Here is a 26,022-nt window from a genome sequence, read left to right on the forward strand (position 1 = left end):
CTTTTGTTATGCCAGCTTTGTCAATTCGGCGACGCGGATCGCTTTCGACGCGAGCATCGGGTCGATGATCCGCTGGATACGATGCGCGCGGGGCGAGCCGATGGTGACGTTAAACAGGCTATTTGCGATCACATCGGCAATCTGGACCCCGTCGCTACGTTTGCTGTCGGCCAGTGAAGCGCTGCCCCATCCGCCGAGTCCCGCCTGTATCTCTTCGCGCACATGCCCGAGGATCTTGGGATCATAACGACCGTCGTCGATGACGACATCGGTGCATACACCGCCTGTTTCGGGCAGCCAGCGCCCGATCGCGAGATTGAGCAGCGCGGCATAGAGCGCAAGATCGCTGGGCAGCGTGCCATCGGAATTCTGCGCGAGCTTGTCGCGTTCTGCGACGGCCACCCATGCGCGCCCGCCCGCGCGATCGAACAGTTCGAGCAGATAGGCGCGCTCGACGATGCTGATGCGGCTGCCCTTGAGTTCGCCGCGCAGTCCGGTGACGTCGCGAAAGCGCGCGTGGATGTCGGCTGCGGCTTTGGGCGTCAGCATCACGGCCGAAAAGGTCATCACGCCGGCATTGAGGCCGCCCGATTCGTCGCAGTAAATCGTCATCTGGCGCGGATCACCGAACGCGCCCGAAAAAGGCGACCGAGCGGCTTTGGCCGGGCGCGATCGCATCGGGCCAAAGCCAGCGGACATGGGTGACGTCGGCGGCCGCGGCGGGGCGACCAGTCGCGCCCTGGACGGGCACGGTCAGGCTTGCGAGCGCACCGAATGTCTTGCCGCCGTCGGTCGACACGGCGAAGCCCGATGCATCGGCTGTGTCATCGAACACAAGACCTTCGGGGATCGGGTTGACCAGATTGACCCCTGCCGCTGGGGCGGCGTCGTTGTTCGTGAAGGTGAGGGCAACGCGGACGCGGTCGCCGGGCACGACCACATCGGGCGTGACATAGGTCTTTTTCGTCAGCCCACCGTCCAGAGAGGGTGTGGACTTTTCCAGCTCGATCTTGCTTGTGAGCGCGCCGGTTCCCTGCGCTGCCGCAGGCTGAACGCTCAATGCGAGGAGGGCAGCCATCGCCAATCTCTTCCGCGCTTTACCGATCATCGCCATCTCCTTTTGTCCCGCCGCAGCATTGGCGCATCAGGCGGGGCAGGGGTAGCGTTTCTTCATCAGCGCGTCGAATGCCGTGTTGATGCTCACCGACTTGCGGACGGGAACGGGATAGCTTCGAAGGTGGGCGAGCCATTGGTCGGGGCTCATCGTACCCGATTCGGGCGGGCAACTCGTCGTTTTGCGTCCGGCGCGGCGGTCGGCGTCTATCCGTGCCTTATAGCGTTTGCCGGCCGCGACTACCTCACCTTTGAGCTGGTTTCCCTGCGGGGTCGCGAGGGCGAGGGGACCGAGCCGTTCGAGCGACGACGCGCGCGCGAGGAACGCGGCGACGCTCATGTCGCCGGGTGCCATGGCGCATAGAAAGGGGGCGGCGATCAGGGCGGGCAAGAGGCCCGCATATTTCCGGTTGGTCATATGCCGCAACTTGCCGCCAGGCAATGAATAATGCCTGAATCGAAAGGCCTAGGCGCGAGCCTAGGCCCCTTGCAGATTGACGTCGCCGAACGGTCGCGGCTTGCGCTTGATCTGCGGCAGCGAGCCCGCATGACCCGCGACGGGCGTACCGCGCTTGTCGGCATCGCCCTCGCGGCCAATGTCTTCGCCCTTGATCGCGCGCTTCGATTCCTCACCCGACAGCGTCTCATATTCGAGCAGCGCACCAGCGAGCAGATGAAGCTCGTCGAGATGGTCGGTCAGCACCTTGCGTGCGACATTTTCGCCTTCTTCGACGAGGCGGCGGACTTCGGCGTCGATCAGCCGTGCGGTGTCTTCCGACATATTCTGCGCGCGCGAAACGCTGTGTCCGAGGAACACCTCGTCCTGATTGTCGCGATAGCGCAGCCAGCCGAGCTTGTCCGACATGCCATATTCCATGACCATCGAGCGGGCCATTTCGGTCGCCTGCTGGATGTCGTTCGACGCGCCGGTGTTGAGCTCGTCCTGGCCGTAGATCAGCTGTTCGGCTATGCGGCCGCCGAAGCAGAGCGCGAGCCGCGCCTTCATTTGCTTCATATTGGTCGAGTAACGGTCGCGTTCAGGCAGGTTCCACGTCACGCCCAGCGCGCGGCCGCGCGGGATGATCGTGACCTTGTGGAGCGGATCGCAGCCGTCGACGTGCAGCGAGACGAGCGCATGGCCAGCTTCGTGATAGGCGGTCGACTTCTTCTCGTCCTCGGTCATGACCATCGAGCGACGTTCGGCGCCCATCATGACCTTGTCCTTCGCCTCTTCGAACTCGTCGTTGGCGATCAGGCGCTTGCCCTTGCGCGCTGCCAGCAGCGCCGCTTCGTTGCAAAGATTAGCCAGATCGGCACCCGAGAAGCCGGGGGTTCCGCGCGCAACGCGACGGAGGTCGACGTCGGGTGCGAGCGGCTTTTTGCGCGTGTGGACTTCGAGAATCTTCTGGCGACCCTCGATGTCGGGACGCGGCACGACGACCTGACGATCGAAGCGGCCCGGACGGAGGAGGGCAGGGTCGAGCACATCGGGGCGGTTCGTCGCCGCGACGATGATGATGCCTTCATTCGCTTCGAAGCCGTCCATTTCGACGAGAAGCTGGTTCAGCGTCTGCTCGCGTTCGTCGTTGCCGTTGCCGAGGCCGGCGCCGCGATGGCGGCCCACCGCGTCGATTTCGTCGATGAAGACGATGCACGGCGCGTTGCGTTTGGCCTGCTCGAACATGTCGCGAACGCGGCTCGCGCCGACGCCGACGAACATTTCAACGAAGTCCGAACCCGAAATGGTGAAGAAGGGAACGCCGGCTTCACCCGCGATTGCGCGGGCGAGCAGTGTCTTGCCGGTGCCGGGTGAGCCGACGAGCAGCGCGCCCTTGGGAATCTGGCCGCCGAGCCGGGAGAATTTGGTGGGATCGCGGAGGAACTCGACGATCTCTTCCAGCTCTTCGCGCGCTTCGTCGATGCCGGCGACATCGTCAAAGGTCACCTTGCCCTGCTTTTCGGTGAGCATCTTCGCGCGCGACTTGCCGAAGCCCATTGCGCCCGAGCCGTTGTTCTTCTGCACCTGACGGAACACAAAGAAGGCGATGCCAAGGATCAGCAGGAACGGCAGCGACTGAATGAGCATATACATCCAGAAATTTGGCGCTTCGGTCGCCTTGCCGTCATATTTGACATTATTGTCGTTGAGCATCTTGAGCAGTTCGGGATCGCGCACGATATTGGCGGTGAAGCGTTCGCCGTTCGACAGCGTGCCCGTTGCCTTGTCTTCGGAAAGAATGACGTCCTTGACGCTGCCTTCCTGGATCTTTTGGCGGAACTCGGAATAGGCAAGCGGACTGCCCGCGGGCTGCGACGCGCCGCCGAACATCGAGGCGACAAGGAGCATGGCAAGCAAGATGCCGCTCCAGATCATCACACTCTTCATCCAGGGGTTGCCCTGCGGTTCCTTGTCGTCCTGCATGCGGATTCTTTCCTCAACGGCGCGGCACTGCGCTCCTATCCGAACAAGATAGGATAATCCGGTTAAATGACAATGAGGCAATCAGCCCTTTTTAGGGGTTTTCCGGCGCGGCGCCGCGGAAATGCGCCAAATCGTCCCTTGCAGCCCCGGGACGGCATCGATTAGCAGCGCGCCAACCATCGCCCGCCGCCCTTCGTGCATCGCAGCGATCACGCCGTCGAGCGAGGCGCCGCGCAGGACGAGTTGCGGTGCGTTCGCGCGAAGCCGCTGGGCGACGATGCGGCGGAACATCTCGGGCGGATAACCGTCATCGCGGATCACCGCGATGTCGGACGCGTCGGGCCACGACGCAATCAGGCGCTCGACGGCCCAGTCGAGGGCCTCGTCGGCTTCGGCGAGCCAAGCAGCCGAGCGCGCTGCCGCGGCGGGATCGATCGCCGTCTGCGATTGGAGCGCGTGGCGCAGGCGTGCGCGGTCGAAGCGGTTGTCGCTGTTCGACGGGTCGTCGACGAAGGGCAGGTCGTTTTCGAGCGCCAGATGGACCAGTTCGTTGCGGCGCCAATGAAGCAACGGGCGCAGGATCATGCCATTCTTCGCACGGATCGCCGCGAGGCCGCCGACGCCGCTGCTGCGGTTGAGCCGCATGACGATGGTTTCCAACTGATCGTCGGCATGATGCGCGGTGACGATATGGCCCAGCGCATTGGCTTCGCGCCATTGTTCGAGCAGGCGGTAACGTTCGGTCCGCGCGGCGGCCTGCTGCGATCCCTTGATCGGCGATGGCGGGCGCAGCGTTGAATGCGGGATATGCTCGCGCTCGCAAAAGCCCGCGACCATCCGCGCCTCTTCGTCCGACCCTTTGCGCAGACCGTGATCGACCGTCGCTGCCCAGACCTGTCCGGGCAGGAGCGAGGCCATCAGCCAGAGCAGGGCCATGCTGTCGGGGCCGCCCGATACGGCGACACCATAATGAAAGCGGTGCCAGCCCGGACCGAGAAGCGCGACGAGATCGCCGGCCAGCCGGCCGGGGGCGTCGCGGTCAGCAGCCTGCTTTTGTTCTTGCGGCGGCAGCATCGGTGCGGACATCCTGCGGGGCCTTGTCACCATAGACTTCTTCGAGTTCGCGGAACGCCTTGCACGCGTCGGCCTTGCGGCCAAGTTTGTCGAGCGCGACGCCCATGAACATCAGGCTGTGCGGCGCGCGCGCGCCGCTCGGGCGATCCTTGTAATTGTTATAGAAAGCGACCGCGGCGAGGCTCGGCTTGCCTTCGTCGAGATAGGAGCGACCGAGCAAATTCTGTGCGAAGCTCGCCTGACTGCTCTTCGGCCATTTGGTGACGACCGTCTTCAGCTGCGTCTGCGCCTCCGGGTAGAGTTTGGCTTCCCACAAGCGGTAGCCATAGTCATAGGCGTCTTTTGTCTCGTTGCCGCTGGCCGGAACCTCGATCTTTTTGACGAGCGCGAGGCGCGCCGCATCGGGCGTAGTGGTGGCGGGCTTCGCTGCCGGCTTTTCGGCGGGTTTCTTGACCGGCGTTGCGGCGACCGTGGTCGGTGCTACCGATGGCTTGACAGTTGGTGCGAGGCTCGCGGGCGTAGCAGTTGCTGCCGCCGCCGCAGGATCGGCGAAACGCTTGTCCATTTCGGACTTGTAGGCGGTGAACTGCTTTTCAAGTTCACGCAGCTGAAAGGCATTTTGCTCGGTCTGGCCGGTCAGCGTCTGCAACTGCGATTCGAGCGCATCGACGCGTGCGGTCAGGTCGATCACCGGGGCGTTGCTGCGCGCACGTTCGCCGGGAGTCTTGTCGGGCGCAATCTCGCCTTCGAAGAAAGTCGGGCTGCCGCCGGGGAAAACTGAACGCTGGACAGCGCGCATTTCCTTTTCGAGCCGCTCGACCCGCTTGTCGATCGCGCCCTCCTGCGCTTGCGCGGGCATCGCCGCGACCAGGGCAATCGTTGCCGCTCCGAGGAAAGTGATCTGACGCTTCATCATCTGCCGTTAGGCCCCCACAAATTAACCATTACGCTGTCCATAACGCGGCAAAGTGCGACAGCGCAAACCCATTTCGGTGCGCTGCCGCTCTGACCGGCCCGAATGACGGCCGATTCAGCCCTTGGGCTGAGGACGTGCTGCTGGCGCCGCCGTGTTTGCGGCGCCATTGCCTTCGGCGCGCGCGACGAGGTCCGCCGGCTTCAGCGAGACGTTCTTGACCAGCGTGTCGGCAGCTCCGATCGGTCCGATATCGCGGCCGCCAACGGTGACTTTCAGCGCTTGCGGGATGCTGGTACGCAGCGTGAACTGTTCGATATAGTCCGGCGGCACCTGATAGGTTTCGCCCGCATCGAGCGTGCGCCAATTTTCTGTCTTGCCCTTCGCATCGTCAAAGCCGATCCAGACCTCCGAAACGCCGATCAGCACCACCGGCGCGTTCGCCGCAACGGCGGCTTGTCCGGCCGCTCCGGTCTTGGTTGCGGGCGCAACCGCGGCATCGCTCTGCGGTGCTTCGGATGCATCGGCCGCGCGATTCTGCGCTGCAATCAGCGCCTCGTCGGGCTCGACCGAGAGAAAGCGCCACACGCCATAGGCCGATGCGAGCAGCAGGGTGACGATGACCAGCGTCCAGGTCAGCCTCGCGGTGGGCAGGCGCGCGGGATCTGTCGGTTCATAAGCCTCGTAAAGCGGCCGCGCGCCATAGGCATCATCTTCGAGTTCGCGGCGAACCGCGGCACCGATCTCGGCTTCGGGAAGGTCGACGGCTCGGGCATAGGCGCGCGCGAAACCGGTGACATAGGTCCGTCCGGGGAGTTCGGAAAAATCGGATTTCTCGATTGCGGCCAGATGGCGCTGGGTGATCCGCGTCCGCGTCGCCACATCGGCGAGTGACAGTCCCGCAGCCTCCCGCGCCAGCCGAAGCCGATCACCGGTGCGCGTGATCGCCAACTCGCCCTGTTCCGGGGCGACGTCTTCTTCTGCCATTACTGTCTCCGTGCCGGTCGTTGGACCCATATCGACCGTGTCGCTCATTCATCGCATTGACGACGCGCGAAAGTCAAATGAAGTTCGGTAAACGACCGGCTGAAAAGATGCAGATTTGGGACCGTTCGAAAGCGGTCAATCAGAGGACATATTTGCTGAGGTCGGTATCGCCGACAATCTCCGAAAGCTGCCTGTCGACATAGGCGGCGTCGATGTCGAGCGTCGTGCCTCCGACGTCTTCGGCGGTGAAGCTGATTTCTTCGACCAAGCGCTCCATGATCGTCTGGAGACGGCGCGCGCCGATATTCTCGACCCGCTCATTGACCTCGGCGGCGAGCTTGGCGACGCGGGCGATCGCATCTTCGGTGAATGACAGCATCACACCCTCGGTGCCGAGCAGCGCGACATATTGTTCGGGCAGTCCTGCCTTGGTCTCGCTGAGGATGCGGACGAAGTCGGCTTCGGTGAGCGCGCTCAGTTCGACCCGGATCGGTAGGCGACCCTGCAATTCGGGCAGCAGGTCGCTTGGCTTGGCCACGTGAAACGCGCCCGACGCGATGAACAGGATGTGGTCGGTCTTCATCGGGCCATATTTGGTCGCGACCGTCGTGCCCTCGATCAGCGGCAGCAGATCGCGCTGAACGCCTTCGCGGCTCACCGATCCGCCGCGCACGTCGCTGACCGCGATTTTATCGATCTCGTCGAGGAAGACGATGCCATTGGCCTCGGCGTCGGCGAGCGCGATGCGCGCGACATCGTCCTGATCGAGCCGCTTGTCCTGCTCTTCTTCGATCAGCCGGGTTGCTGCTTCGATAACCTTCAGCTTGCGGCGCTTCCTCGGTGCGCTGCCCATGGCTTTGCCGAGCATATCCGACAGGTTGATCATGCTCATTTGCCCCGACTGACCGGGCAGTTCGAACGGCATGTTCGGCGCGTCCGCGACCTCGATCTCGACCTCGCTGTCGTCGAGATGGCCTTCACGGATGCGCTGGCGGAAACTCTGGCGCGTCGCTTCACTGGCGCCCTTGCCGGTGAGGGCATCGAGCAGGCGCTCCATCGCGGCTTCCTCGGCGGCGGCGCGCACCGCTTCGCGGCGGCGATCCTTTTCGAGCCGCACCGCTTCCTCGACAAGGTCGCGCGCGATCTGCTCGACGTCGCGGCCGACATAGCCGACCTCGGTGAACTTCGTCGCCTCAACCTTGATGAACGGCGCGTCGGCGAGCTTTGCCAGGCGCCGCGAAATCTCGGTCTTGCCGCAACCTGTGGGGCCAATCATCAGGATATTCTTGGGGCTCACCTCATCGCGCAGGTCGGGCGACAACTGCTGGCGGCGCCAGCGATTGCGAAGCGCCACCGCGACGGCGCGCTTGGCGGCATCCTGGCCAATGATATGCGTGTCGAGCGCGGCAACGATCGCCTTCGGGGTCAAATCCTTGTTCATCTGTCTTATGCCTGAATTTCAATGGTTTCTTGGGTGAACTGGTCGTTGGTATAGACGCAGATGTCGGCGGCGACCTGCATCGCCTTGCGGACCAGCACTTCGGCGTCCTTTTCATACTCGGCGAGCGCGGTTGCGGCGGAAAGGGCGTAATTGCCGCCCGATCCGATCGCCGCGATCCCGCCCTTGGGTTCGAGCACGTCGCCGTTACCGGTGATGACGAGCGTCACCTCCTTGTCGGCGACGATCATCATCGCTTCCAGATTGCGAAGATATTTATCGGTGCGCCAGTCCTTCGCGAGTTCGACCGCGGCGCGAAGCAGTTGGCCGTTGTGGCGTTCAAGTTTGGCCTCGAGCCTTTCGAACAGCGTAAAGGCGTCGGCGGTTGCGCCGGCGAAGCCGCCGATGACGCTGCCGTCGTGCAGGCGGCGGACCTTGCGGGCGTTGGGCTTCATCACCGTCTGGCCCATCGACACCTGACCGTCGCCAATGACGACGACCTTGTCAGCGGTGCGGGCGGAAAGGATGGTGGTTCCGTGCCAGGGCGCGGCACTTTGCGCGTGAGGATTGGTCATGCGGCCGGATATGGGAGATGGGTGGGCGGGCCGCAAGGGGAGGGGGCGTCTCCCTCAGGCCCAGGTGAGAAGGCCCCGGCTGCCCTCGTCGATCTCGATCGCTTTGGCGTCGGTGAGCAGCACTGCCTCGCCAAGTTCGACGGCTTGGCCCGCAGCACGGCAGCCCGCCGACAGCGGGATGAAGGTAAGTTCGCCTGTCGCCTGTTCGAGCAGCGCGGGATCGACCGGTCCGGCTAGCTGTGCGAGGAAGAAAGGGGGGCCGCTTGCCAGCATGCGGTTCGTGTGCGGATTGACCACGGCGTCGCGCGGATCGTGGACAGGCCCCGGGGTCGCCGCGTTCAGTCCTTCGTCGAGGTGCAGTTCGCGCGGGCGGCCATAGTCATAAAGGCGATAGGTGCAGTCGACATTCTGCTGGACCTCGACGACGGTCAGCCCGCCGCCGATGGCGTGAATGGTGCCGGCGCGGTTATAGACGAAATCATTCACCTTCGACGGCCGCCAGTCGACCAGATCGACGATCGATCCGTCGAGTGCTGCGTCGTGGAGCGCCTCTCGCGTCGTTTCGCGGGTCAGGCCGACGCCGAGTTCGGCATCGGCGCTGGCGTCGATGATCAGCCAGCACTCCTCCTTGCCGCGCGGGAAGCCAGCCGCCCGCGCGTCGTCGTCGTCGGGGTGGACCTGAATCGACAACCGCTCCGACGTGAAGAGGAATTTGACCATGATCGGGGCATCATCGCCCGCGGGGTTGGAGAACCATATTTCGCCGACGCGGCGACCATCGAAATCGCCGAACTCGCGCGGAATATCGGTGCGGCCCCACGGCTTTTCGACAACGATGGTTTTCAAGCGCGTCAGCATCGCTCGAAGATGTAGAGCATCCGGCTGGCGGTCAAGGTCGATGCGTCAGGCTGCCCGATGGAAACGATTGCCATTTCCGCCGCTTGGCTGGTCGAGCCACAGGCCGCGCGTATCATAGACGATCTTGTCGACGCGTTCTTCGATCGGGATCGACTTGAACAGCTCATGGTCGACGAGGACGATGAGCAGGTCGCAGCCGGCGAGTGCGCTGTCGAGGTCGATCAGTTCGGCACCTGTCCCCGCGAATTCGACGGGCAAGCCGCGCGCATAGGGCTCAACGATTTCGATCTGCTTGCCAAAGCGGCGCGCAAGCGCGGCAGCCACCTCGACCGCGGGGCTTTCGCGGAAATCGTCGATATTCGGCTTGAAGGCGAGGCCGAGGCAGGCGACGCGTGCCTGTGGATGTTGCGACACCAGCATCTCGGCGGCACCGATGACATGCGCGGTTTTGGCCAGATTGACCTCGCGCGCGGTGCGGATCAGCCGGCTGTGATCGGGCGCGCCATGGACAAGAAACCACGGATCGACCGCGATACAATGGCCACCCACGCCGGGGCCGGGCTGAAGGATATTGACACGCGGGTGACGGTTGGCGAGGCGGATCACCTCCCACACATCGACGCCCATATGCTCGGCCATCATCGACAGTTCGTTGGCAAAGGCGATGTTGACGTCACGGTAGCTGTTCTCGACCAGCTTCACCATTTCAGCAGCGCGCGCCGTCGTCGTGACGCAGGCGCCGCGGACGAACTGGCGATAGAAGGTCATGGCGCGGCGGGCACAACGCGGCGTGATGCCGCCGATACAGCGGTCGTTGTCGACAAGCTCGACGAGGATGCGCCCCGGCAGCACGCGCTCGGGGCAATAGGCGATGAAGATATCGCCGGCGCCGGCGCACGCGCCCGGCACTTTCAGGTCGGGACGCAGCTCGGCAATCAGTTCAGCAACTTTTTCGGTCGTGCCGACGGGGGATGTCGATTCGAGGATCACGAGGTTACCCGCCTCAAGCTGCGGCGCGATCGCGCGCGCGGCCGAGAGCACATGGCTGATGTCGGGGCGGTGTTCTTCGTCGTGCGGCGTCGGCACCGCGATGACGAAGGTGTCAGCGGGCGCGACCGCGGTCGACGCAACGAGCGCGCCGCGCGAGACGACGCCCTGGACAAGGCCGTCGAGATCGACTTCCTCGATGTGGACCTTGCCGTTGTTGACCGTGTCAACGACCGATTGGCTGACATCGACGCCGGTGACCTTGCAACCCGAGCGTGCAATCAGCGCTGCGGTCGGCAGGCCGATATAGCCGAGCCCGAGGACCGTGACCTTCAGTTCTGTATCAATGGGCACGCGCAACTATCTCCGCAATCTGTTTGGCCGCCGTGCCGTCACCGAATGGATTATGGGCGCGGGCCATGGCATTATAAGCGTCCTTGTCGTCCAAAAGCTTGAAAATTTCGGAAACGATCCGCGCTTTGTCGGTTCCGACGAGGCGGGCGGTGCCTGCTTCGATGCCTTCGGGCCGCTCGGTCGTCTCGCGCATCACCAGCACCGGCTTGCCGAGCGATGGCGCTTCTTCCTGCACGCCGCCGCTGTCGGTCAGCACCAGTTCGGACGTCGCGAGCAGGCGGACGAAATGCGGATAGTCGAGCGGATCGATCAGCGCCACGTTGGAAAGTAGGCCGAGGATCGGCTCCATCGCGGTGCGGACGTGCGGGTTGGGATGGACGGGAAAAACGACCGCCACGTCATCGCGCGCAGCGATCGCGGCGATCGCCTCGGCTATCGCTCTCATGCCGTCGCCGAAATTCTCGCGGCGATGCGTCGTGACGGCGACGACACGCTTACCGGCAAAGCGCGCGACGAGCGGATCGAGGCCAATGGCCAACGAAGGATCCTGGTCGATCCGCGCCTTGGTCGCGAGCAGCGCGTCGATGACGGTGTTGCCGGTGACGTGAATGCGGTCTGCGGGAACATTCTCGGCCCGCAGCGCCACCGCCGCGGTTTCGGTCGGCGCAAAATGCAAATCTGCAACTGCACCGGCGACCTTGCGGTTCACCTCCTCCGGCCAGGGATGATAAATGTTGCCGCTGCGCAGCCCCGCCTCAACATGGCCAACGGGGATTTTGCGGAAGTAGGCGGCGAGGGTAGCTGCCATCGTCGTCAGCGTATCGCCATGGACCAGAATACGGTCGGGCTTCTCGGCGTCGAATGTTTCGCCGAGGCCGGTGACGAGTCGTGCCAGCAGCCCGTCGAGCGACTGATTGGCCTGCATGACGTCAAGGTCGATATCGGGGGCGATGCGAGCGATTTCGAGCACCTGGTCCAGCATCTCGCGATGCTGCGCGGTGACACACACGCGCACACCGAGCGTCGGCGTCTTGCGCATGGCATGGACAACCGGACACATCTTGATTGCTTCGGGGCGGGTGCCGAACACGACCATGATCTTTCGGCGAGCGGATAATGGTGATGAAGGCGGTTCCAAAGGCATAATCAGGTGGTTCCTCAGCTAGTCTTACGGCCACCCTAGCTCAAAGCTCTTGCCGGGGGCTTAACTTGGCTCTAATCGCCGCGCCGACCACAAGGGATTCTCGATCGGCTGTCCGGTTGTTGACTCACAAAGTGGCACGGCATCCGTCAACGAGGTGGTAGATGGACAAGCTCGTTTTTGTAAGCTGCTGATATAGTTGATATTACGCCCATATGTCCTTTCTTGATTTCTTGAAACGCCGGCAACGCGAAGAACAGGTGCCGGCGGCGCTGTCGCGTGTGCCGGACGGACAGCGCGTCTATGCGATCGGCGACATACACGGTCGTGACGACCTTTTCGCGCAATTGTTGGAGAAGATCGAGGCCGACAATGCTGCACGCGGCAAGGCTTTTACAACGCTGATCCTGCTAGGCGATCTGGTTGATCGCGGCCCCGATTCCGCATCGGTGATCGAGCGGGCGATCGGTTTGGGAACTCCGTTCGACAAGGTGGTCCTGCTGGTCGGCAATCACGAGGAGTGCTTCCTCGCCGCCCTTACCGGCGACCTGAAACGGGTGCGCTATTTCATTCGTATCGGCGGTGATGCGACGATCCGCAGCTATTGGGGCGATGATGCGGCCTATGCGGCGACGACCTTTGAAGATATTGCCGAGCATCTGCGGCACAAGGTGCCACAATCGCACGTCGATTTCCTAAACCGTGGAGAGGATATGATCCAGATCGGCGATTATGTCTTCGTACACGCGGGCATTCGCCCTGGTGTCCCGCTCGACCGGCAGACGCTGCCCGATCTTCGCTGGATCCGCGAAGAATTCATTGATGGCGATCAGGACCATGGCGTGACGATCGTCCACGGACATACGATTTCGGATGACGTCGATGAGGCACGAAACCGTATCGGCATCGATACGGGTGCATATCTGACCGGCCGTCTTACCACGGTGGGCCTTGAAGGCGATCAGCGCTGGTATCTCGATACAGCCGATTTTGAACTCAACTAGTTTTTCATTCGCTTCATAACGAAGCGATGGACTTCGCGCCGGTTCGAACGCATGACCGGCCCGCGCAATGAATATTGGACCACAGCCCCTGATGAAGCCTGTATCGAGACCCTTGCAGCAGAATGGCTTGTCGCCGACGACGCTTCTGGCAATTCTCGCGGCGTTCACCGCGCTTGTGGCGCTGACGGGTGGCAGTTCGCGAAGCGACGTCGCTTCGCTGCCGACTCTGCGCGGCTTTGCGGCGTTGACCTCGTTTGCGATGCTTGCGTTGGTGCCTGCCGCGGCGTGGCGCGGCATCCGAGTACCGCTCGCGCTGCTTGGTCTGCTTGCACTCTGGATGGCTGTCCAGCTGGTCCCGCTGTCGCCTGATATCTGGCGCTCGCTGCCGCTGCGCGACCGGATTTTTGCGATCGACACCTTGCTGGGAACGAGCGGCCAATGGCGGCCAATCAGCATGACGCCATCGCAGACCGTCAACAGCCTGTTGGCGCTCCTCGTTCCCACCGCGGCGCTGTTCGTGGCGGCGGCGGTGCCGCCGGCGCAGCGGATCCGGATCTGGTGGGCGATCTGGGGCTTTGGAGTGGCCTCGGCGGTTTTCTGCCTCTTTCAGTTCATGGCCGGGCCCCGCAGCCTTTTCTATCTATACCGGATCACGAACGAAGGATCGCTCGTCGGGCTGTTCGCCAACCGCAATCACAATGCGCTGCTGCTGTCGATTTCGATCCTGGCGGCGGGCTGGCTTACTGCAAACCAGATATCGAGCCGTGCGAAGTGGCCGCTGATCGTGCCAATGCTGATGGGAAGCATGGCGTTTTTTCTGCTGCTGATCCTGGTCATCGGGTCGCGGTTCGGCCTGGTTTTCGGCGCGGCCAGTCTTCTTCTGGTCTATTTGCTTGTTCGCTGGAGCTATCGGTTCGAACCAAAGCCGATCAATCAGGCGCGCGCACGTCCGCAGCGGCGCGGATCGGCGCGGTCCCCCGCAAGGCCCGTGCGGCACATCCTTTCCAGCCTGCTGCCTTTTCTTCTGATCGCCGGGTTGGGCGCGCTCTTCTATTTCTCGGGGCGCGACAACACGGTCGATCGGCTCTTCAGCGGCGGCGGGGTCGAGGAAATTCGTCTCGCGGCACTCGAAACGGTCGCCTCGATGGCGAAAGCCCATTGGTTGCTCGGCGCGGGTTTCGGCTCGTTCCCCAGTGTGTATAAAATCATCGAACCCGACGCGCTGCTGCGCCCGGATTATTTCAACCAAGCCCATAATGACTGGCTTCAGCTTCCGATCGAGGGTGGATTGCCCGCGGTGCTGATTTTCCTGGCGGGCGCCGGGTGGATTGTGTCGGGGCTGCTTTCGATGGTCCGCAATCGGGCGCGTCCGCTCGGGGTTGAATTCGTCGAACTTATCCTTCTGATCAGCGCGTTGGCCCTGATCGCGCTGCACAGCCTTGTCGATTATCCGGCTCGAACACCATCTGTTGCGGTGGTCGCGGTCTTCCTCCTCGTCATCCTCGCACGCAAGCGCGCGGCCGCCGAGGATTTAGGTTCGTGAGCCTAAATGCGCTTTCGTATCCGCGATTTTCCCCCTATGGCCGAGCCGCTTTACCCAAGAATCTTGTCTGGAACCTTGTGACATGAATGGCCTGCGTCTTTTTGCTGTCATCGCCTGCTTCGGTGTCGCTGCATGCGGCGGAAAGGCGCCGGTGGCAGCTGTCCCGACAAGCGGGGTGACCCTGCTTGGCGCGCTGCCACAGCCGACCGGCTTCGACACGCAGGACGCTTCGCGTCAGACCTTTGTCGGGCCGTTTACCGAATTGACCATCGAGGTCTATGGTATCGCCGACCTGAGGCGCGACGTCCTGACCGACGGCAACGGCCGTTTTTCCTATCCGTTCGCGGGAACCGTCGATGGTGCTGGAAAAACCACCGCCGAACTTGCGCGGGCAATCGAAGGGCGGCTGAGCGGTCGCTACGTCCGCAACCCGCAGGTGACGGTCAATCTCAAGGCATCGTCCAATCCTGCGTTGTTGCTGTCGCAGGCCGTCACGATCGATGGCGAAGTGACGAAGCCTGGCCAATATCCGTTGGTTGGCAAGCAGACGCTCATGCGCGCGATCTCGCTCGCTGGTGGGATTGGCGAATATGCGAAACTCGACGATGTCCTCGTCTTCCGCAAGGTTGAGGGCAAGCAATATGTCGGCATCTATAATCTAAAGGCGATCCGCCGTGGTAATTATGCCGATCCGGAGGTTTTTCCGCACGACGTCATCGTGGTGGGCAATTCGCCGCAGCGCCGCCTTTTCGAAGATGTCATCAACGCGGCGACGCTGCTCAGCACGCCGCTGGTCGTCTTCAGCAATCTCAGCAGCGGCAGCAACAATTAAGACCCGCAATTTCTGAACGGATGAAGCTGACTATGGATATCGCGAAAGACCGGCGAGCGGTCGTGAATGCGGGAATGGCGGACTTGGATGAAGAAGCGCCGGCGTACCGCGGGGGCTTCTTCGACATGCACATGCTGGAGCGGGCATTCGTCGCGGTCCTGAATCACAAGGTGTGGGTTGCCGGTGCGATTCTGGCGTGTCTTTCGCTGGGCCTGGTCGCGACGTTCCTGATGACGCCGCTCTATACGAGCACGTCGCGCATCGAGATCTCGCCGCAGTCGCCCGTAGAAACCGACGTCGAAGGCGCGCGCGAAAAGACGATCTCCAACGAAATCGCTTTCTTCAACACCCAGTACAGCCTGCTGGAATCGCGCTCGCTTGCGGCGCGCACCGTTCGGGCAGGCAATCTACTGAACGATAAGGAATTCCTTGCGGTATACGACCTGACCGAGGGAGAGGAAGGCGGTACGCCGAACAGCGCGCAACGGAGCCGGATGGCTGAGCGGGCCGAGAAGATCCTGCTCGCGGCAGTCAGAGTTGCGCCCGTTCGCCAGTCGAGCCTGGTCGATGTCGGTTTCTCGACGCCATCGCCGGCGCTTTCGGCGAGGCTGACCAATCTCTGGGTCCAGCAGTTCGTGGCCTCCAATCTTGACCGTCGTTTTGCCGCGACGAGCGATGCCCGAAAATTCCTTGAAACGCGTATCACTTCGCTGCGCCGCAACCTCGAAGATTCCGAGCGTGAGCTGATCACCTATGCCACCAGCAGCGGCATCATAACGATTGAGGGGCGTGTCGATCCGGTGAGCGGGCGCACGGTTTCCGAGCGCACGCTCGCGTCGGCGGACGTCGAAAAAATCAGCGACGCTCTCGCGAAGGCGCGCAATGAACGCGTCCAGGCCGAAAGCCAGCTCAATAACTCGACCTCGGCTGCCGATAGCTGGAGCAACAATACGGTCAGTGGATTGCGGCAGAAGCGCGCCGAGCTATCGGCCGATATCGCGCGTCTCGGCGCCATCTATGGCAACGAATATCCTGAGCTCCTTTCCAAGAAGGAACAACTTGCGACGCTGAACCGCGGCATCGATGCGGAGACTGGCCGCGCGAAAAGCATCAATCGCGAAACTTATGCCGCCGCCGTGAAACAGGAAAACCAACTCACCGGCGAACTCGATCGAATTACCGGAAAATATCGCGATCAGCAGCGCCGCTCGATCGAGTATGCGATCCTGCAGCGCGAGGTCGACACCAATCGCCAGCTCTATGACGGCCTTCTGCAGCGCTACAAGGAGATCGGCGCTGCGGGCGTCGGGACGAACAATATCTCGGTCGTCGATACCGGCGTTCCATCGCGCAAGCCGTCGAGCCCCAATCTTTTCCTGAACCTGGCGCTGGCGCTACTCGCCGGTCTCGGCCTTGCTGCCGCGCTTGTATTCTTGCTTGAGCAGCTTGACCAGTCGATCCGCGATCCGAGTGAAGTCACGGCGCGTTTCGGTCTGCCGTTGCTCGGATCGATCCCGAAGATCGACGCCGACGATTTTCAGGATCTGCTGCTCGACAAGAAGTCGATGGTGTATGAATCCTATTTGGCGGCGCAAACTAATCTGACCTTTCTGACGAACCACGGTGCACCGCGGAGCTTCATGCTCACCTCGACGCGGCCCGCCGAAGGGAAGAGCAGCTCGGCACTCAGCCTCGCCAGTGTGTTCAGCCAGACCGACAAGAAGATCATCTTGATCGACGCTGACATCCGCAGCCCATCGCTCAACGAGATGCTCGAAATCGACAACAAGGTCGGCCTCAGCAACTATCTGACAGGATTCGATAATATTCCCGAACTAGTGGCGAAGTCGCCGGAATTCGGGTTTGATTACATGCTCGCCGGCCCGATGCCGCCGAACGCCGCCGAGCTGTTCAGCTCGTCGCGCCTCGGCCAGTTGGTCGATATACTGCTGCGTGATTACGACCATGTCATCCTCGACGCGCCGCCGGTCCTTGGTCTGGCCGACGCGCCGCTGCTCGCGCGCGCGGTCGAAGGCGTCATGTTCACGGTCGATGCGTCGAGCAACAGCTCGCGCGCGATCAAATCGGCGCTCGCGCGCCTGCGTCAGACCGGCGCGCAAATCTATGGCGCGCTCGTCACCAAGGTCAGCCGTCGTAACGAGATATATGGATACGGCTATGGTTATGGATACGGCTATGGATACGGCTATGGCGCGAGCAATAAAAATGGTGAGGCCGAGTAAGCTCGGGCAACTACGATGAAGCTGTCAGGCAAATCCTATCTGCTCTTCGCCGTCGGACTCGTCGTGGGTGCAGCGGCGGCGGCGCAGAGCTTCACGATCGCGAACGAGCGGCGCGCACCGACCCGCTCGTTGATGCTCGGTATGCCGTTCAATGGGGTCGCGGATGCTTCGATGGCCAATTTGCTGCAAGCGGCGCGCATCGCGAAGGGGCCGCAGTCAGCACCCTCGAAAGCGGAAATCAAGCTTGCGCGCGAAGCCCTGGCATCCGAGCCGCTCGCTACATCGGCGTTGCCGATCCTGATCCAGGCGGCCGAGGCCGAGGGGCGGGCAAAGCAAGCGCGGCGACTACTCGATCTGTCGGGCGAGTTGACGCGGCGCGACAATCTGATCAACGCGATGCTGATCGACGACGCCATGAAGACGGAGGATTCGTCGCGTGCGCTCCTGCTCCTAGGGCGCGCGATGACAGTAAATTACAAGGTCCGCGACCTCTATGTTGGCCGCATGGCGGCGGCGACCGTAAGCCCTGGCGCGCTCAACGCCCTGCCGCCGCTGCTCGGACGCGACCCTGAATGGGCGACGGAATATTGGGCTACCATCGCCGGCAACAACGCGCTTGTTCTTAATGGCGCGAAGGTGCGTCTGCGGATCGCGGGTCCGCCGTGGAAACTGAACAAGCCCGACGAGACCGACTTTCGACTGATCCGCGAGCTTGCGAATCTCGATCCGGACGCCGCGTTCCAGCTTTCGCAGGCGTTGGGATTACGGCGGTCGTCGACCGGAGACATTCTTGCGAACCCGAACTTCAAACAGGAACCGCGGTTCGTTCCTCTGGATTGGGAACTGTTTCAATCGGGTGACATTGGCGCCGATATCGATCGGGCGGCGGGGCGGTTGGTGCTGTCCAGCCTGCCGGCCGCGTCGGGTGTAGCGGCGCGTCAGCTTGTTCACATCGCGGCGCCCGGCCGCTATCGCTTGCAGTGGAAGCTGTCGGGGCTGACAACCGATGCCGACGCGTCGCTAAAGTTCCGGCTGGCCTGTGTAGACCGATCGAAAGCGGCCGTTTCGATCGTCCCGGTGCTGCTCGCGCCGGGAGCCGGGCGCGCAGCAATGGATGTTCGTTCATCGACCTGTAGCTGGTACTGGGCCACGCTCGAACTCGACACGTCGAACAGCGCGGCCGGGGTCGATGTCGAGGTTCGCCAGCTGAACCTGCGGCGCGAAGGTGCGGCGCCCGGCACAAGCAGGACCGCCGAATCCCAAAATTGATCTTTCACGATGGAGAAACGCGTGGGCCGTAAGATATTTGTGACCGGCACGGCCGGTTTTATAGGGTTTCATCTTGCCAGACTGTTGCTGGCGGAGGGTTTCGAAGTCGCCGGTTTCGACGGCATGACCGACTATTATGACGTCAACCTTAAGCGCCGGCGGCACCAGATCCTGCTCCAGAATCAGGCGTTCCAGGCGACCGAGGCGATGCTCGAAGATCGCGATCGGATTGATGAGGTCATCGACGCGTTCCAGCCCGATGCGATCGTCCATCTCGCGGCCCAGGCGGGTGTCCGCTATTCGCTCGAAAACCCGCATGCCTATCTGCAGGCGAACGTCATCGGGACGTTCAACGTCATGGAGGCGGCGCGGCGCAACAAGGTCGGCCATCTGTTGATGGCCTCGACCTCGTCGGTCTATGGCGCCAACGAGGACATGCCGTTCCAAGAAACCGAAAAGACGGACACCCCGCTCACCATCTATGCCGCGACCAAAAAAGCTACGGAATCGATGGGGCATGCGCATGCGCACCTCTGGAACGTACCGACGACGATGTTCCGCTTCTTCACCGTCTATGGCCCGTGGGGGCGCCCCGATATGGCGCTCTACAAGTTTGTCGACGCGATCCTCGATGGACGGCCGATCGATCTTTATAACGGCGGCGACATGTACCGCGATTTCACTTACGTCGAGGATCTTGTGCGGGCAATCCGCCTGCTGATTGACGCAGTGCCGCAGCGCCCCGCGTCGGCCGATGAGGTTGAGGAGGGCGATAGCCTGTCGCCCGTCGCGCCGTTCCGGATCGTCAACATCGGGAATAATGACAAGGTTAGGTTGCTCGACTTTGTCGCGGCGATCGAGGAATCGCTCGGCAGGAAGGCCCAGCGCAACCTGATGCCGATGCAGATGGGCGACGTTCCGGCGACCTGGGCCGATGCCAGCCTGCTCGAAAAGCTGACGGGCTATCGCCCGCAGACCGATTTTCGTGACGGCGTCGCGCAGTTCGTTGCTTGGTACAGGGATTATTTTCAGAAATGACCACGCTCTCCGCCCTTCCGGATTTCACTTCCGCTCCGCTCGCGGTCATTGGCCTCGGCTATGTCGGTCTGCCGCTGGCAGTCGAGTTCGGCCGCCAGCGCGACGTGACGGGTTTCGACATCAACCAGAGCCGTATCGCCGCACTGCGCGACGGCCTTGACGATACGCTCGAGACGACGGCCGAGGAACTGGCGGCGGCCTCGCGTCTCGGCTTTTCGTCCGATGCCGCCGACCTGTCGACCGCGCGCGTCTTCATCGTCACGGTCCCGACCCCGATCGATGCGCACAAGCGGCCCGACCTGACCCCGCTGGTGAAGGCGTCCGAAACGGTTGGCCGCGCGCTGAAGCGCGGCGACATCGTCATCTATGAAAGTACCGTATACCCGGGCTGCACCGAAGAGGATTGCGTGCCGATCCTCGAACGCATTAGCGGGCTGACGTTCAACGAGGATTTCTTCTGCGGTTATAGCCCAGAGCGGATCAATCCTGGCGACAAGGAGCATCGTCTTCCGACGATCCGCAAGGTGACCAGCGGCTCGACACCAGAGGTCGCCGAATGGGTCGATCGCCTCTATGCCGAGATTATCACTGCGGGCACTTTCAAGGCCGAGAGTATCCGCGTCGCCGAAGCGGCGAAGGTCATCGAAAATACCCAGCGTGACCTCAACATTGCGCTGATGAACGAGCTGTCGATTATCTTTGGCAAGCTCGGCATCGACACGCACAGCGTGCTCGCCGCGGCGGGAACCAAGTGGAACTTTCTGAAATTCACGCCCGGTCTCGTCGGCGGACATTGCATCGGTGTCGATCCCTATTATCTGACGCACAAGGCGCAGGCGGTCGGTTATCATCCCGAAGTCATCCTCGCCGGTCGGCGGGTCAACGATGGCATGGGGAGCTATATCGCCAGTCAAACAGTGCGGTTGATGATCAAGCGCGGGCTTCCCGTGCAGGGCGCCCGCATTCTTCTGCTGGGGCTCGCCTTCAAGGAAAATTGCCCCGACATCCGTAATACGCGGGTGGTCGATGTGATCGGCGAGCTCTCCGAATATGGTGCCAATGTCGAGGTCTATGACCCCTGGGTTGATGCCACCGAAGCGCGGCACGAATATGACATCGAAGTTCTGGCCCAGCCGGGCACCGATTATGATGCGGTCGTCCTCGCCGTGTCGCACCGCGAGTTTATCGAAGGCGGCGTCGCCGCGTTGCGGGCGTTCGGCAAGCAGGGTGCGATCCTCGTCGACGTGAAGGGGGTTCTCCCCCTCGAAGACTCCGACCTGCGACTGTAAAACGACCGGGCCCGTATGCCCGCATCCCCGCGGGAACGGGAAGGATTGTTCGTGATCAAAGCAAGCGGCATCTATATGATTGGGCGAGCGCTCGCCGCTTTTTTGACGATCGCGTCAGTCGCTATCTTCTCGCGTCTTCTCGCGCCGGCGGATTATGGCGTCTACACGCTGGCGATTACGACGTCGGCGCTGTTCAACGCGCTGTTCTGTACCTGGGTGACGCAGTCGGTATTCCGCCTCTATGCCGAGGCCGATCGGATGCGCCTGCAAAGCACCGGGTTGTTCGCGCTGCTGCTGTCGGGCGCGATCTCGGTCGCTGGCGCTCTGGCGGTGATCCTGTTGTCGGGACGAGCGGTCACGGGAGAGCTCACAGCCGCGCTTTTGCTGCTGTTCACGGGCTATTCGGTCTATGAGTATTGCAATATCCTGCTGTCGCTTCGTCGCCAGCCGGCGCTTTTCGTTCAGCTTCAGTTCGCAAGGCTGATCCTGACGCTGGCGTTGCCGCTCGGCGCCTTCCTGTTGTTCCACCGTTTCGATCGTTTCATGCTGGCGCTGGGGCTCGCCTATTGGCTGCCGCTGCTGATTCCCCGTTTTTTGTTCTGGGCCTCCGGCGCGCGCTTTGCCCAGCTGGACCGGCCGCTGCTGGCGTCGATGGCGCGCTATGGCCTGCCGCTGTCCTTTTCGATCCTGCTCATCCAGCTTGGCAGCAGCCTCGATCGCTATATCCTGGGCGCGCAGCACGGCATCGACGCAGTCGCCGGCTACGCGGCCGGGGCAGACCTTGCGCTGTTCTCGATCGGCATGATGGCCGCCTCGCTGAGCCAGGCATATTATCCGCAGCTGCTCCAGCTTCATTCGGAGGGCAAGGACGAGGAGCAGGGCCGGCTCTACGGGCAATATATGCTGCTATTCGTCGGACTGCTGTTGCCCGCATCGGTCGGCCTGCATTTCGTGGCGGACGATCTGGCGGGTCTGATCACCGGCAAGGCGATCCGCGCCGATGCGGAGCAGTCACTGGGCCTGTTCGCGGCCACCGCCTTTTTCATCAATTTCAAATCCTTCATCATCGACCCGCGCTTCCAAATCGCGAAGCGAACGATGCTTCCCATCGTCAACGCGGCGGTGATGATCGGCCTCCTGCTGGGTAGCTGCTTCCTGCTGATCCCCGTCTATGGCGGTGCCGGAGCGGCGTGGGCCAGCGTGATCGCCGCGGCGGGGGGCTGTACGGTCGCGGCGCTTGTTTCGACCCGCCTGCCCGGGACGGTATCGTTGCCGGTCGTCGATCTGGCAAAGATAGTCGCGGCAGTGACCGTCATGGCCGCGATTCTCTATGTCATCGATCAACCGTCATATGGCGTCGGCGGTTGGACGGAGGCATTGCTCCGGCTCGCAGCGCAAATTTTCACGGGGATAGCGGTCTATGGTGCCGTGCTGGCGGCAACGAATTTCCGGCCCGCGCGTCAAGTCTTCAGCCGGATCGCGGCATTCCGTCGCGACCGGCGCCTACTTTGAGCCGATTTGCAGCAAATATCGCTTGATCGGAGGGCCAGGAGTTTTTCGACAATGCCTACAAGCCTGACCGACGTTTCGACGCACTTTGAATTCGGCGCGAACTGGAAGGATTATTCGGAGAAGATCGACGAAGAAGCCATCCGGCAAGCCGAATCCGGCGTTATGAAGCTTATCTCGAAAGCGGATATCGAAGGCCGAACCTTTCTCGACATCGGTAGCGGGGCGGGACTGCACAGCCTAGCGGCGCTGCGCCTCGGCGCGAAATCGGTCACCGCCGTCGACATCGATCCCAATTCGGTCGAGACGACGCGTAAGGTGCTGGAGCTCAATTGGCCGGAAAAGAATGTCGAGGCACGGCTCGTGTCGATCCTCGATCCAGAGGCGCGCGATCTCGGGACCTTCGATATCGTCTATTCATGGGGCGTGCTGCATCACACCGGCGCGATGTGTGACGCGATCGACAAGGCGGCAAGCCACGTCGCCCCGGGCGGACAATTCATTCTCGCGATCTATCGCAAGACCCCGCTGTGCTGGGCGTGGAAAATCGAGAAGCGGATTTTCACCAACAGCGGCTCGCTCGTCCGTGCGCTCATCCGTGTGCCCTATATCGCTGGATACAAGCTGGGCCTGCTGCTGACCGGCAGAAATCCCACTAGATTCATCGCCGATTACAAAGGGCAGCGCGGCATGAACTTCTATAATGACATCGACGACTGGCTTGGCGGCTATCCTTATGAGTCGGCGACTGAGCAGGAAATCATCTCTTTCCTCGAAACCCGCGGTTTCGAACCTGAGTTCGTTTCCGAGCTCCATCCGAAGCTCGGCCTGTTCGGGACGGGCTGCTCAGAGTTTCGCTTCCGGCGCACCACCTGAACGAGCGACCTTCGTAAACAGGTCGTCCCACATCGCGAGAACCCGCTCTTTTGAATAGTCTGTCGCGGTTGCGAGCGCCGCGCGGCCGAGTTCTTCACGCTTGGCGTCGTTCGATAGCAGCTCCGAAAGAGCATCCGCCAGCGCGTTGACATGGTCGCGATCGGGCAGGAGTATCAAGCGTCGACCGTCGGCACTCAACTCGCCCGGCCCCGTCAGGACATCGAAGGCGATCGACGGGAGGCCCTGTGCCATGGCTTCTAGCAGGGCGTTGGGAAACCCCTCATAAGACGAGGTCATGACGAAGGCGTCGGCACGGTTATACCAGTCGGCGAGGTTTCCCGCAAAACCGGGAAGGCGGATGCGGTCGCTCATTCCGAGCCACTGCGCTCGCTCGATCGCGGCCAGACGCGCTGGGCCGTCGCCGAGCAGAACGACGTCCCAGTCGGGCGCGGCGGACGCGATACGCGCGAAAGCATCGATCAGGACGTCGGCGCGCTTGGATTCCTCGAACCGTCCCGCCCACAGGACGAGCTTTCGATCGGGCGTGAACAGAGCGTCGGGGTTCTGTCGCGGAGGGTTCGATGGCAGCGGGCTGACCACCGGATTGGGGATCGTCTCCACCAGCGCCCGCCCGGCGCGTGCGCTCAGCCATGTCGCCGCAGTCTCGGTCTGGCCGACGAGCGCGGCGGCGAAGGGATAGGTCAGTCGCCGTGCAATGCGATAGAAGAATGGCAGGGGCGGCTGAAGAAGGGGCGGATATGTCCGCTCGCACGCGATAACCGGAATGCCGAGGCCGGCAGCTGCGGTCACCGCTGCACTGTTCACATGCGGCAGAAATGAAAGGATGACATCGGGTTGGGCGGTCTTTATGGATCGCCGAAGCGCTTTCAAACGCTCAAGTTTGCTGGGGTTTGAACCGACCATGTCGGACAGAAAACGGAGTTTCACCGACGGCGACAAAGTGTAGGCACAGCTGCCTCGCTGCGAAAATGTCGGCATCAGGGTCACGTCATCGCCGCGATCGGCCCATGCACTCGCAAGCAAGGCAGCGACCCTTTCGGCGCCGCCCGCTTCCATCGAAGACAGAAGGAAAAGGATTTTCATCGAAGCGGTGGTGCCACAGTTTCAATCTTCATCACAGCAGTGATATCTCCCTGCCATTCGGTCTGAATTTGAGTCGGATTAGGGGAGCGCTGCAGTTCGGGTTCCTGTGGGCCACTCCACAACGGTGCCAATGTTAAGAATCTGAGGGATATCAATAAATGTCAATGCCTTTCGCGCAACAGGTATTTATAGCCGTCGCTATTTTTGGCGCGATATTCCATGTCTTTTCGAGGCGGTCGGTCGATTTTCTTTCGGCATCCTTCTTTGGACTTGTTATTTATTTCCTGCCGGGTCTCTTTGGCGTCGTTCTGGACCCCTATCTACCTGAAATACAGCCGCTGATTCCGCTGGTCCCCGAAACCTATTGGGTGTTCTGTGCGGCGCTGGTGGGAAACATCATATTTTCGATTATGTACCGGCCAAATCCCAATATTATTGCAAAGCCGATCGAGACGTCGGCGACCTTTGATGTCGTGCTGTCCATCGCTACCATCGTCTCGCTGGCTCTGGCATTTGCGGAGTCGGGACCTGCGCTTCTCGACCCAGACAAGAACAACGTGCTGGCGTCGCAGGGACGTTTCTGGATTCTATTCAGCGCGCTGTCGCAAATCTGTGCTTTCGTCGGCGTCGCGTCGCGTCGGACGATTCCGTTGGTATGCGGATTGGGGACTTTGATTTTTGCCGTTTTTGTCGGCTTCCGATCCTATCTGGCAATAACCGGCGTCGCGATCATGATCTATTATGTCGCGGTCATCGGGACCAAGCGGATTTTCTCACTGAAAATCGTGCTGCCGGCCATTGTCTTCATACTTTTCATTTTTCTTTACAAGCAGGTGTATATCGATATCAAATATGGCGAGTATGCACGCGCGTTCGCGCGCCTGTCTGAGCCTGATATCTATTTCGGGGCGATTGAGAAATCGGAGCCGTTCGCAACCCAGGCGATTCTGAACACCGTCATGATGTACGACTATCGCGTACCCTTTGAATCGCTGGCCAGCGTTCTTCTCGCGCTCGTGCCCTTTCTGTCTGTATTCTTCGATCTCGATCCACGGCTTGTCGGATTCAACTTCCAGGAAATTCTCTTCCCTGGGCTAGAATATGGGCTGGCTTCGAACATTTATGGGAATTTTTATGGCCTGTTCGGGGTATTCGGAATCTTTCTGTGGATCGTCCTCCACAATATGATCCTGATGTGGTTCTCGAAAGCGATCCATCGCTGGAAGGGGTACAAGCGAATCCCGCTGTTTCTTTGCGGATCATTGATGTGCTTCTACGTAATCCGAAGCGATCTTGTGTATAATATCTCCTCGCTCAATCGGATTATCTATACGTTCATCGGCACATTCATCCTGTACAAGTTGATAGCAATCGTCACCGAGGGAGGGCAGCGCGCGCGGGTCCCGGTCCGCGGTCCGCAAGCCTGATCCGGTTCCGGAAACACAGCAGAAGC

The 26,022-nt window shown here is 61.7% G+C and carries 23 protein-coding genes; 10 read left to right on the plus strand and 13 right to left on the minus strand.

Annotated elements, in window-relative coordinates:
- Positions 1-6 precede the first annotated feature (6 nt).
- From AC07NV_RS19340 to wecB, 12 genes are all read right to left on the minus strand, one after another.
- The gene (locus AC07NV_RS19340; RefSeq protein WP_495168023.1) at positions 7-612 is read right to left on the minus strand and encodes a DUF3800 domain-containing protein; all 606 of its coding nucleotides are present in this window, start codon (positions 610-612) and stop codon (positions 7-9) included.
- Positions 613-622: 10 nt separating this feature from the next.
- Positions 623-1,078 carry a hypothetical protein gene (locus AC07NV_RS19345; RefSeq protein WP_495168024.1) on the minus strand — a complete coding sequence of 152 codons (456 nt, stop codon included), beginning with the start codon at positions 1,076-1,078 and terminating at the stop codon, positions 623-625.
- Positions 1,079-1,144: 66 nt separating this feature from the next.
- Positions 1,145-1,531, minus strand: a complete 387-nt coding sequence (locus AC07NV_RS19350) for a hypothetical protein (RefSeq protein WP_495168025.1) — start codon at positions 1,529-1,531, stop codon at positions 1,145-1,147.
- Between the two features lie 60 nt (positions 1,532-1,591).
- Entirely contained in the window at positions 1,592-3,535 is a 1,944-nt protein-coding gene (gene ftsH / locus AC07NV_RS19355) for an ATP-dependent zinc metalloprotease FtsH (protein ID WP_495168026.1), read from the minus strand.
- An 81-nt stretch (positions 3,536-3,616) separates the two neighbouring features.
- Positions 3,617-4,621: a tRNA lysidine(34) synthetase TilS gene (gene tilS / locus AC07NV_RS19360; protein ID WP_495168027.1), complete on the minus strand. Its 1,005-nt coding sequence runs from the start codon at positions 4,619-4,621 to the stop codon at positions 3,617-3,619.
- Positions 4,575-5,525, minus strand: a complete 951-nt coding sequence (locus AC07NV_RS19365) for a tetratricopeptide repeat protein (RefSeq protein WP_495168028.1) — start codon at positions 5,523-5,525, stop codon at positions 4,575-4,577. The genes tilS and AC07NV_RS19365 overlap by 47 nt, the downstream gene beginning before the upstream one ends.
- Before the next feature lie 114 nt (positions 5,526-5,639).
- Complete coding sequence (locus AC07NV_RS19370) at positions 5,640-6,509, minus strand: helix-turn-helix domain-containing protein (protein ID WP_495168029.1); 870 nt, start codon at positions 6,507-6,509, stop codon at positions 5,640-5,642.
- Between the two features lie 139 nt (positions 6,510-6,648).
- Entirely contained in the window at positions 6,649-7,950 is a 1,302-nt protein-coding gene (gene hslU / locus AC07NV_RS19375) for an ATP-dependent protease ATPase subunit HslU (protein ID WP_495168030.1), read from the minus strand.
- A gap of 5 nt (positions 7,951-7,955) precedes the next feature.
- Positions 7,956-8,522, minus strand: coding sequence for an ATP-dependent protease subunit HslV (hslV, locus tag AC07NV_RS19380; RefSeq protein WP_495168031.1), 567 nt, complete (start codon positions 8,520-8,522; stop codon positions 7,956-7,958).
- Between the two features lie 54 nt (positions 8,523-8,576).
- Positions 8,577-9,380: a class I mannose-6-phosphate isomerase gene (locus AC07NV_RS19385; RefSeq protein WP_495168032.1), complete on the minus strand. Its 804-nt coding sequence runs from the start codon at positions 9,378-9,380 to the stop codon at positions 8,577-8,579.
- 45 nt (positions 9,381-9,425) lie between these two features.
- Complete coding sequence (wecC, locus tag AC07NV_RS19390) at positions 9,426-10,721, minus strand: UDP-N-acetyl-D-mannosamine dehydrogenase (protein WP_495168033.1); 1,296 nt, start codon at positions 10,719-10,721, stop codon at positions 9,426-9,428.
- The gene (wecB, locus tag AC07NV_RS19395) at positions 10,711-11,817 is read right to left on the minus strand and encodes a non-hydrolyzing UDP-N-acetylglucosamine 2-epimerase (RefSeq protein ID WP_495168034.1); all 1,107 of its coding nucleotides are present in this window, start codon (positions 11,815-11,817) and stop codon (positions 10,711-10,713) included. The genes wecC and wecB overlap by 11 nt, the downstream gene beginning before the upstream one ends.
- Positions 11,818-12,077: 260 nt before the next feature.
- Between wecB and AC07NV_RS19400 the strand changes: the two genes are divergently transcribed.
- The 9 genes from AC07NV_RS19400 (at position 12,078) to AC07NV_RS19440 (ending at position 23,465) form a co-directional block, all read left to right on the plus strand.
- Entirely contained in the window at positions 12,078-12,866 is a 789-nt protein-coding gene (locus tag AC07NV_RS19400) for a metallophosphoesterase family protein (protein ID WP_495168035.1), read from the plus strand.
- Between the two features lie 91 nt (positions 12,867-12,957).
- A complete protein-coding gene (locus AC07NV_RS19405) occupies positions 12,958-14,409 on the plus strand; it encodes an O-antigen ligase family protein (protein ID WP_495168036.1) in 1,452 nt (483 codons plus the stop codon).
- Positions 14,410-14,491: 82 nt separating this feature from the next.
- A complete protein-coding gene (locus AC07NV_RS19410; RefSeq protein ID WP_495168037.1) occupies positions 14,492-15,241 on the plus strand; it encodes a polysaccharide biosynthesis/export family protein in 750 nt (249 codons plus the stop codon).
- Between the two features lie 74 nt (positions 15,242-15,315).
- The gene (locus AC07NV_RS19415; RefSeq protein WP_495168038.1) at positions 15,316-17,484 is read left to right on the plus strand and encodes a GumC family protein; all 2,169 of its coding nucleotides are present in this window, start codon (positions 15,316-15,318) and stop codon (positions 17,482-17,484) included.
- Positions 17,485-17,499: 15 nt separating this feature from the next.
- Positions 17,500-18,753: a hypothetical protein gene (locus AC07NV_RS19420; RefSeq protein ID WP_495168039.1), complete on the plus strand. Its 1,254-nt coding sequence runs from the start codon at positions 17,500-17,502 to the stop codon at positions 18,751-18,753.
- Positions 18,754-18,762: 9 nt separating this feature from the next.
- Positions 18,763-19,791 (plus strand): NAD-dependent epimerase/dehydratase family protein, encoded by a 1,029-nt coding sequence (locus tag AC07NV_RS19425; protein ID WP_495168040.1) that lies wholly within the window; start codon positions 18,763-18,765, stop codon positions 19,789-19,791.
- Positions 19,788-21,080 carry a Vi polysaccharide biosynthesis UDP-N-acetylglucosamine C-6 dehydrogenase TviB gene (gene tviB, locus AC07NV_RS19430; RefSeq protein ID WP_495168041.1) on the plus strand — a complete coding sequence of 431 codons (1,293 nt, stop codon included), beginning with the start codon at positions 19,788-19,790 and terminating at the stop codon, positions 21,078-21,080. Before AC07NV_RS19425 ends, tviB begins: the two co-directional genes overlap by 4 nt.
- Positions 21,081-21,131: 51 nt before the next feature.
- A complete protein-coding gene (locus AC07NV_RS19435) occupies positions 21,132-22,592 on the plus strand; it encodes a lipopolysaccharide biosynthesis protein (protein WP_495168042.1) in 1,461 nt (486 codons plus the stop codon).
- Positions 22,593-22,643: 51 nt separating this feature from the next.
- On the plus strand, positions 22,644-23,465 hold the full coding sequence (locus tag AC07NV_RS19440; protein WP_495168043.1) for a class I SAM-dependent methyltransferase: 822 nt from the start codon (positions 22,644-22,646) through the stop codon (positions 23,463-23,465).
- Here the strand turns inward: AC07NV_RS19440 and AC07NV_RS19445 are convergent.
- Positions 23,436-24,569, minus strand: coding sequence for a glycosyltransferase family 4 protein (locus AC07NV_RS19445; protein ID WP_495168044.1), 1,134 nt, complete (start codon positions 24,567-24,569; stop codon positions 23,436-23,438). The genes AC07NV_RS19440 and AC07NV_RS19445 overlap by 30 nt on opposite strands.
- Before the next feature lie 158 nt (positions 24,570-24,727).
- Between AC07NV_RS19445 and AC07NV_RS19450 the strand changes: the two genes are divergently transcribed.
- Positions 24,728-25,996: a hypothetical protein gene (locus AC07NV_RS19450; protein WP_495168045.1), complete on the plus strand. Its 1,269-nt coding sequence runs from the start codon at positions 24,728-24,730 to the stop codon at positions 25,994-25,996.
- Positions 25,997-26,022: the final 26 nt, after the last annotated feature.

Source organism: Sphingopyxis sp. GW821-FHT10B01, from assembly GCF_059415685.1.

What these genes read in the sequence shown, in the direction of transcription:
- AC07NV_RS19340 (WP_495168023.1), bottom strand. Translation starts at nt 612, where the DNA reads ATGACGATTTACTGCGACGAATCGGGCGGCCTCAATGCCGGCGTGATG.
- AC07NV_RS19405 (WP_495168036.1), top strand. Translation starts at nt 12,958, where the DNA reads ATGAAGCCTGTATCGAGACCCTTGCAGCAGAATGGCTTGTCGCCGACG.
- hslV (WP_495168031.1), bottom strand. Translation starts at nt 8,522, where the DNA reads ATGACCAATCCTCACGCGCAAAGTGCCGCGCCCTGGCACGGAACCACC.
- AC07NV_RS19440 (WP_495168043.1), top strand. Translation starts at nt 22,644, where the DNA reads ATGCCTACAAGCCTGACCGACGTTTCGACGCACTTTGAATTCGGCGCG.
- AC07NV_RS19350 (WP_495168025.1), bottom strand. Translation starts at nt 1,531, where the DNA reads ATGACCAACCGGAAATATGCGGGCCTCTTGCCCGCCCTGATCGCCGCC.
- ftsH (WP_495168026.1), bottom strand. Translation starts at nt 3,535, where the DNA reads ATGCAGGACGACAAGGAACCGCAGGGCAACCCCTGGATGAAGAGTGTG.
- AC07NV_RS19410 (WP_495168037.1), top strand. Translation starts at nt 14,492, where the DNA reads ATGAATGGCCTGCGTCTTTTTGCTGTCATCGCCTGCTTCGGTGTCGCT.
- wecB (WP_495168034.1), bottom strand. Translation starts at nt 11,817, where the DNA reads ATGGTCGTGTTCGGCACCCGCCCCGAAGCAATCAAGATGTGTCCGGTT.
- hslU (WP_495168030.1), bottom strand. Translation starts at nt 7,950, where the DNA reads ATGAACAAGGATTTGACCCCGAAGGCGATCGTTGCCGCGCTCGACACG.
- AC07NV_RS19370 (WP_495168029.1), bottom strand. Translation starts at nt 6,509, where the DNA reads ATGGCAGAAGAAGACGTCGCCCCGGAACAGGGCGAGTTGGCGATCACG.
- AC07NV_RS19400 (WP_495168035.1), top strand. Translation starts at nt 12,078, where the DNA reads ATGTCCTTTCTTGATTTCTTGAAACGCCGGCAACGCGAAGAACAGGTG.
- AC07NV_RS19445 (WP_495168044.1), bottom strand. Translation starts at nt 24,569, where the DNA reads ATGAAAATCCTTTTCCTTCTGTCTTCGATGGAAGCGGGCGGCGCCGAA.
- AC07NV_RS19365 (WP_495168028.1), bottom strand. Translation starts at nt 5,525, where the DNA reads ATGATGAAGCGTCAGATCACTTTCCTCGGAGCGGCAACGATTGCCCTG.
- tilS (WP_495168027.1), bottom strand. Translation starts at nt 4,621, where the DNA reads ATGTCCGCACCGATGCTGCCGCCGCAAGAACAAAAGCAGGCTGCTGAC.
- AC07NV_RS19450 (WP_495168045.1), top strand. Translation starts at nt 24,728, where the DNA reads ATGTCAATGCCTTTCGCGCAACAGGTATTTATAGCCGTCGCTATTTTT.
- AC07NV_RS19345 (WP_495168024.1), bottom strand. Translation starts at nt 1,078, where the DNA reads ATGGCTGCCCTCCTCGCATTGAGCGTTCAGCCTGCGGCAGCGCAGGGA.
- AC07NV_RS19425 (WP_495168040.1), top strand. Translation starts at nt 18,763, where the DNA reads ATGGAGAAACGCGTGGGCCGTAAGATATTTGTGACCGGCACGGCCGGT.
- AC07NV_RS19420 (WP_495168039.1), top strand. Translation starts at nt 17,500, where the DNA reads ATGAAGCTGTCAGGCAAATCCTATCTGCTCTTCGCCGTCGGACTCGTC.
- tviB (WP_495168041.1), top strand. Translation starts at nt 19,788, where the DNA reads ATGACCACGCTCTCCGCCCTTCCGGATTTCACTTCCGCTCCGCTCGCG.
- AC07NV_RS19415 (WP_495168038.1), top strand. Translation starts at nt 15,316, where the DNA reads ATGGCGGACTTGGATGAAGAAGCGCCGGCGTACCGCGGGGGCTTCTTC.
- AC07NV_RS19385 (WP_495168032.1), bottom strand. Translation starts at nt 9,380, where the DNA reads ATGCTGACGCGCTTGAAAACCATCGTTGTCGAAAAGCCGTGGGGCCGC.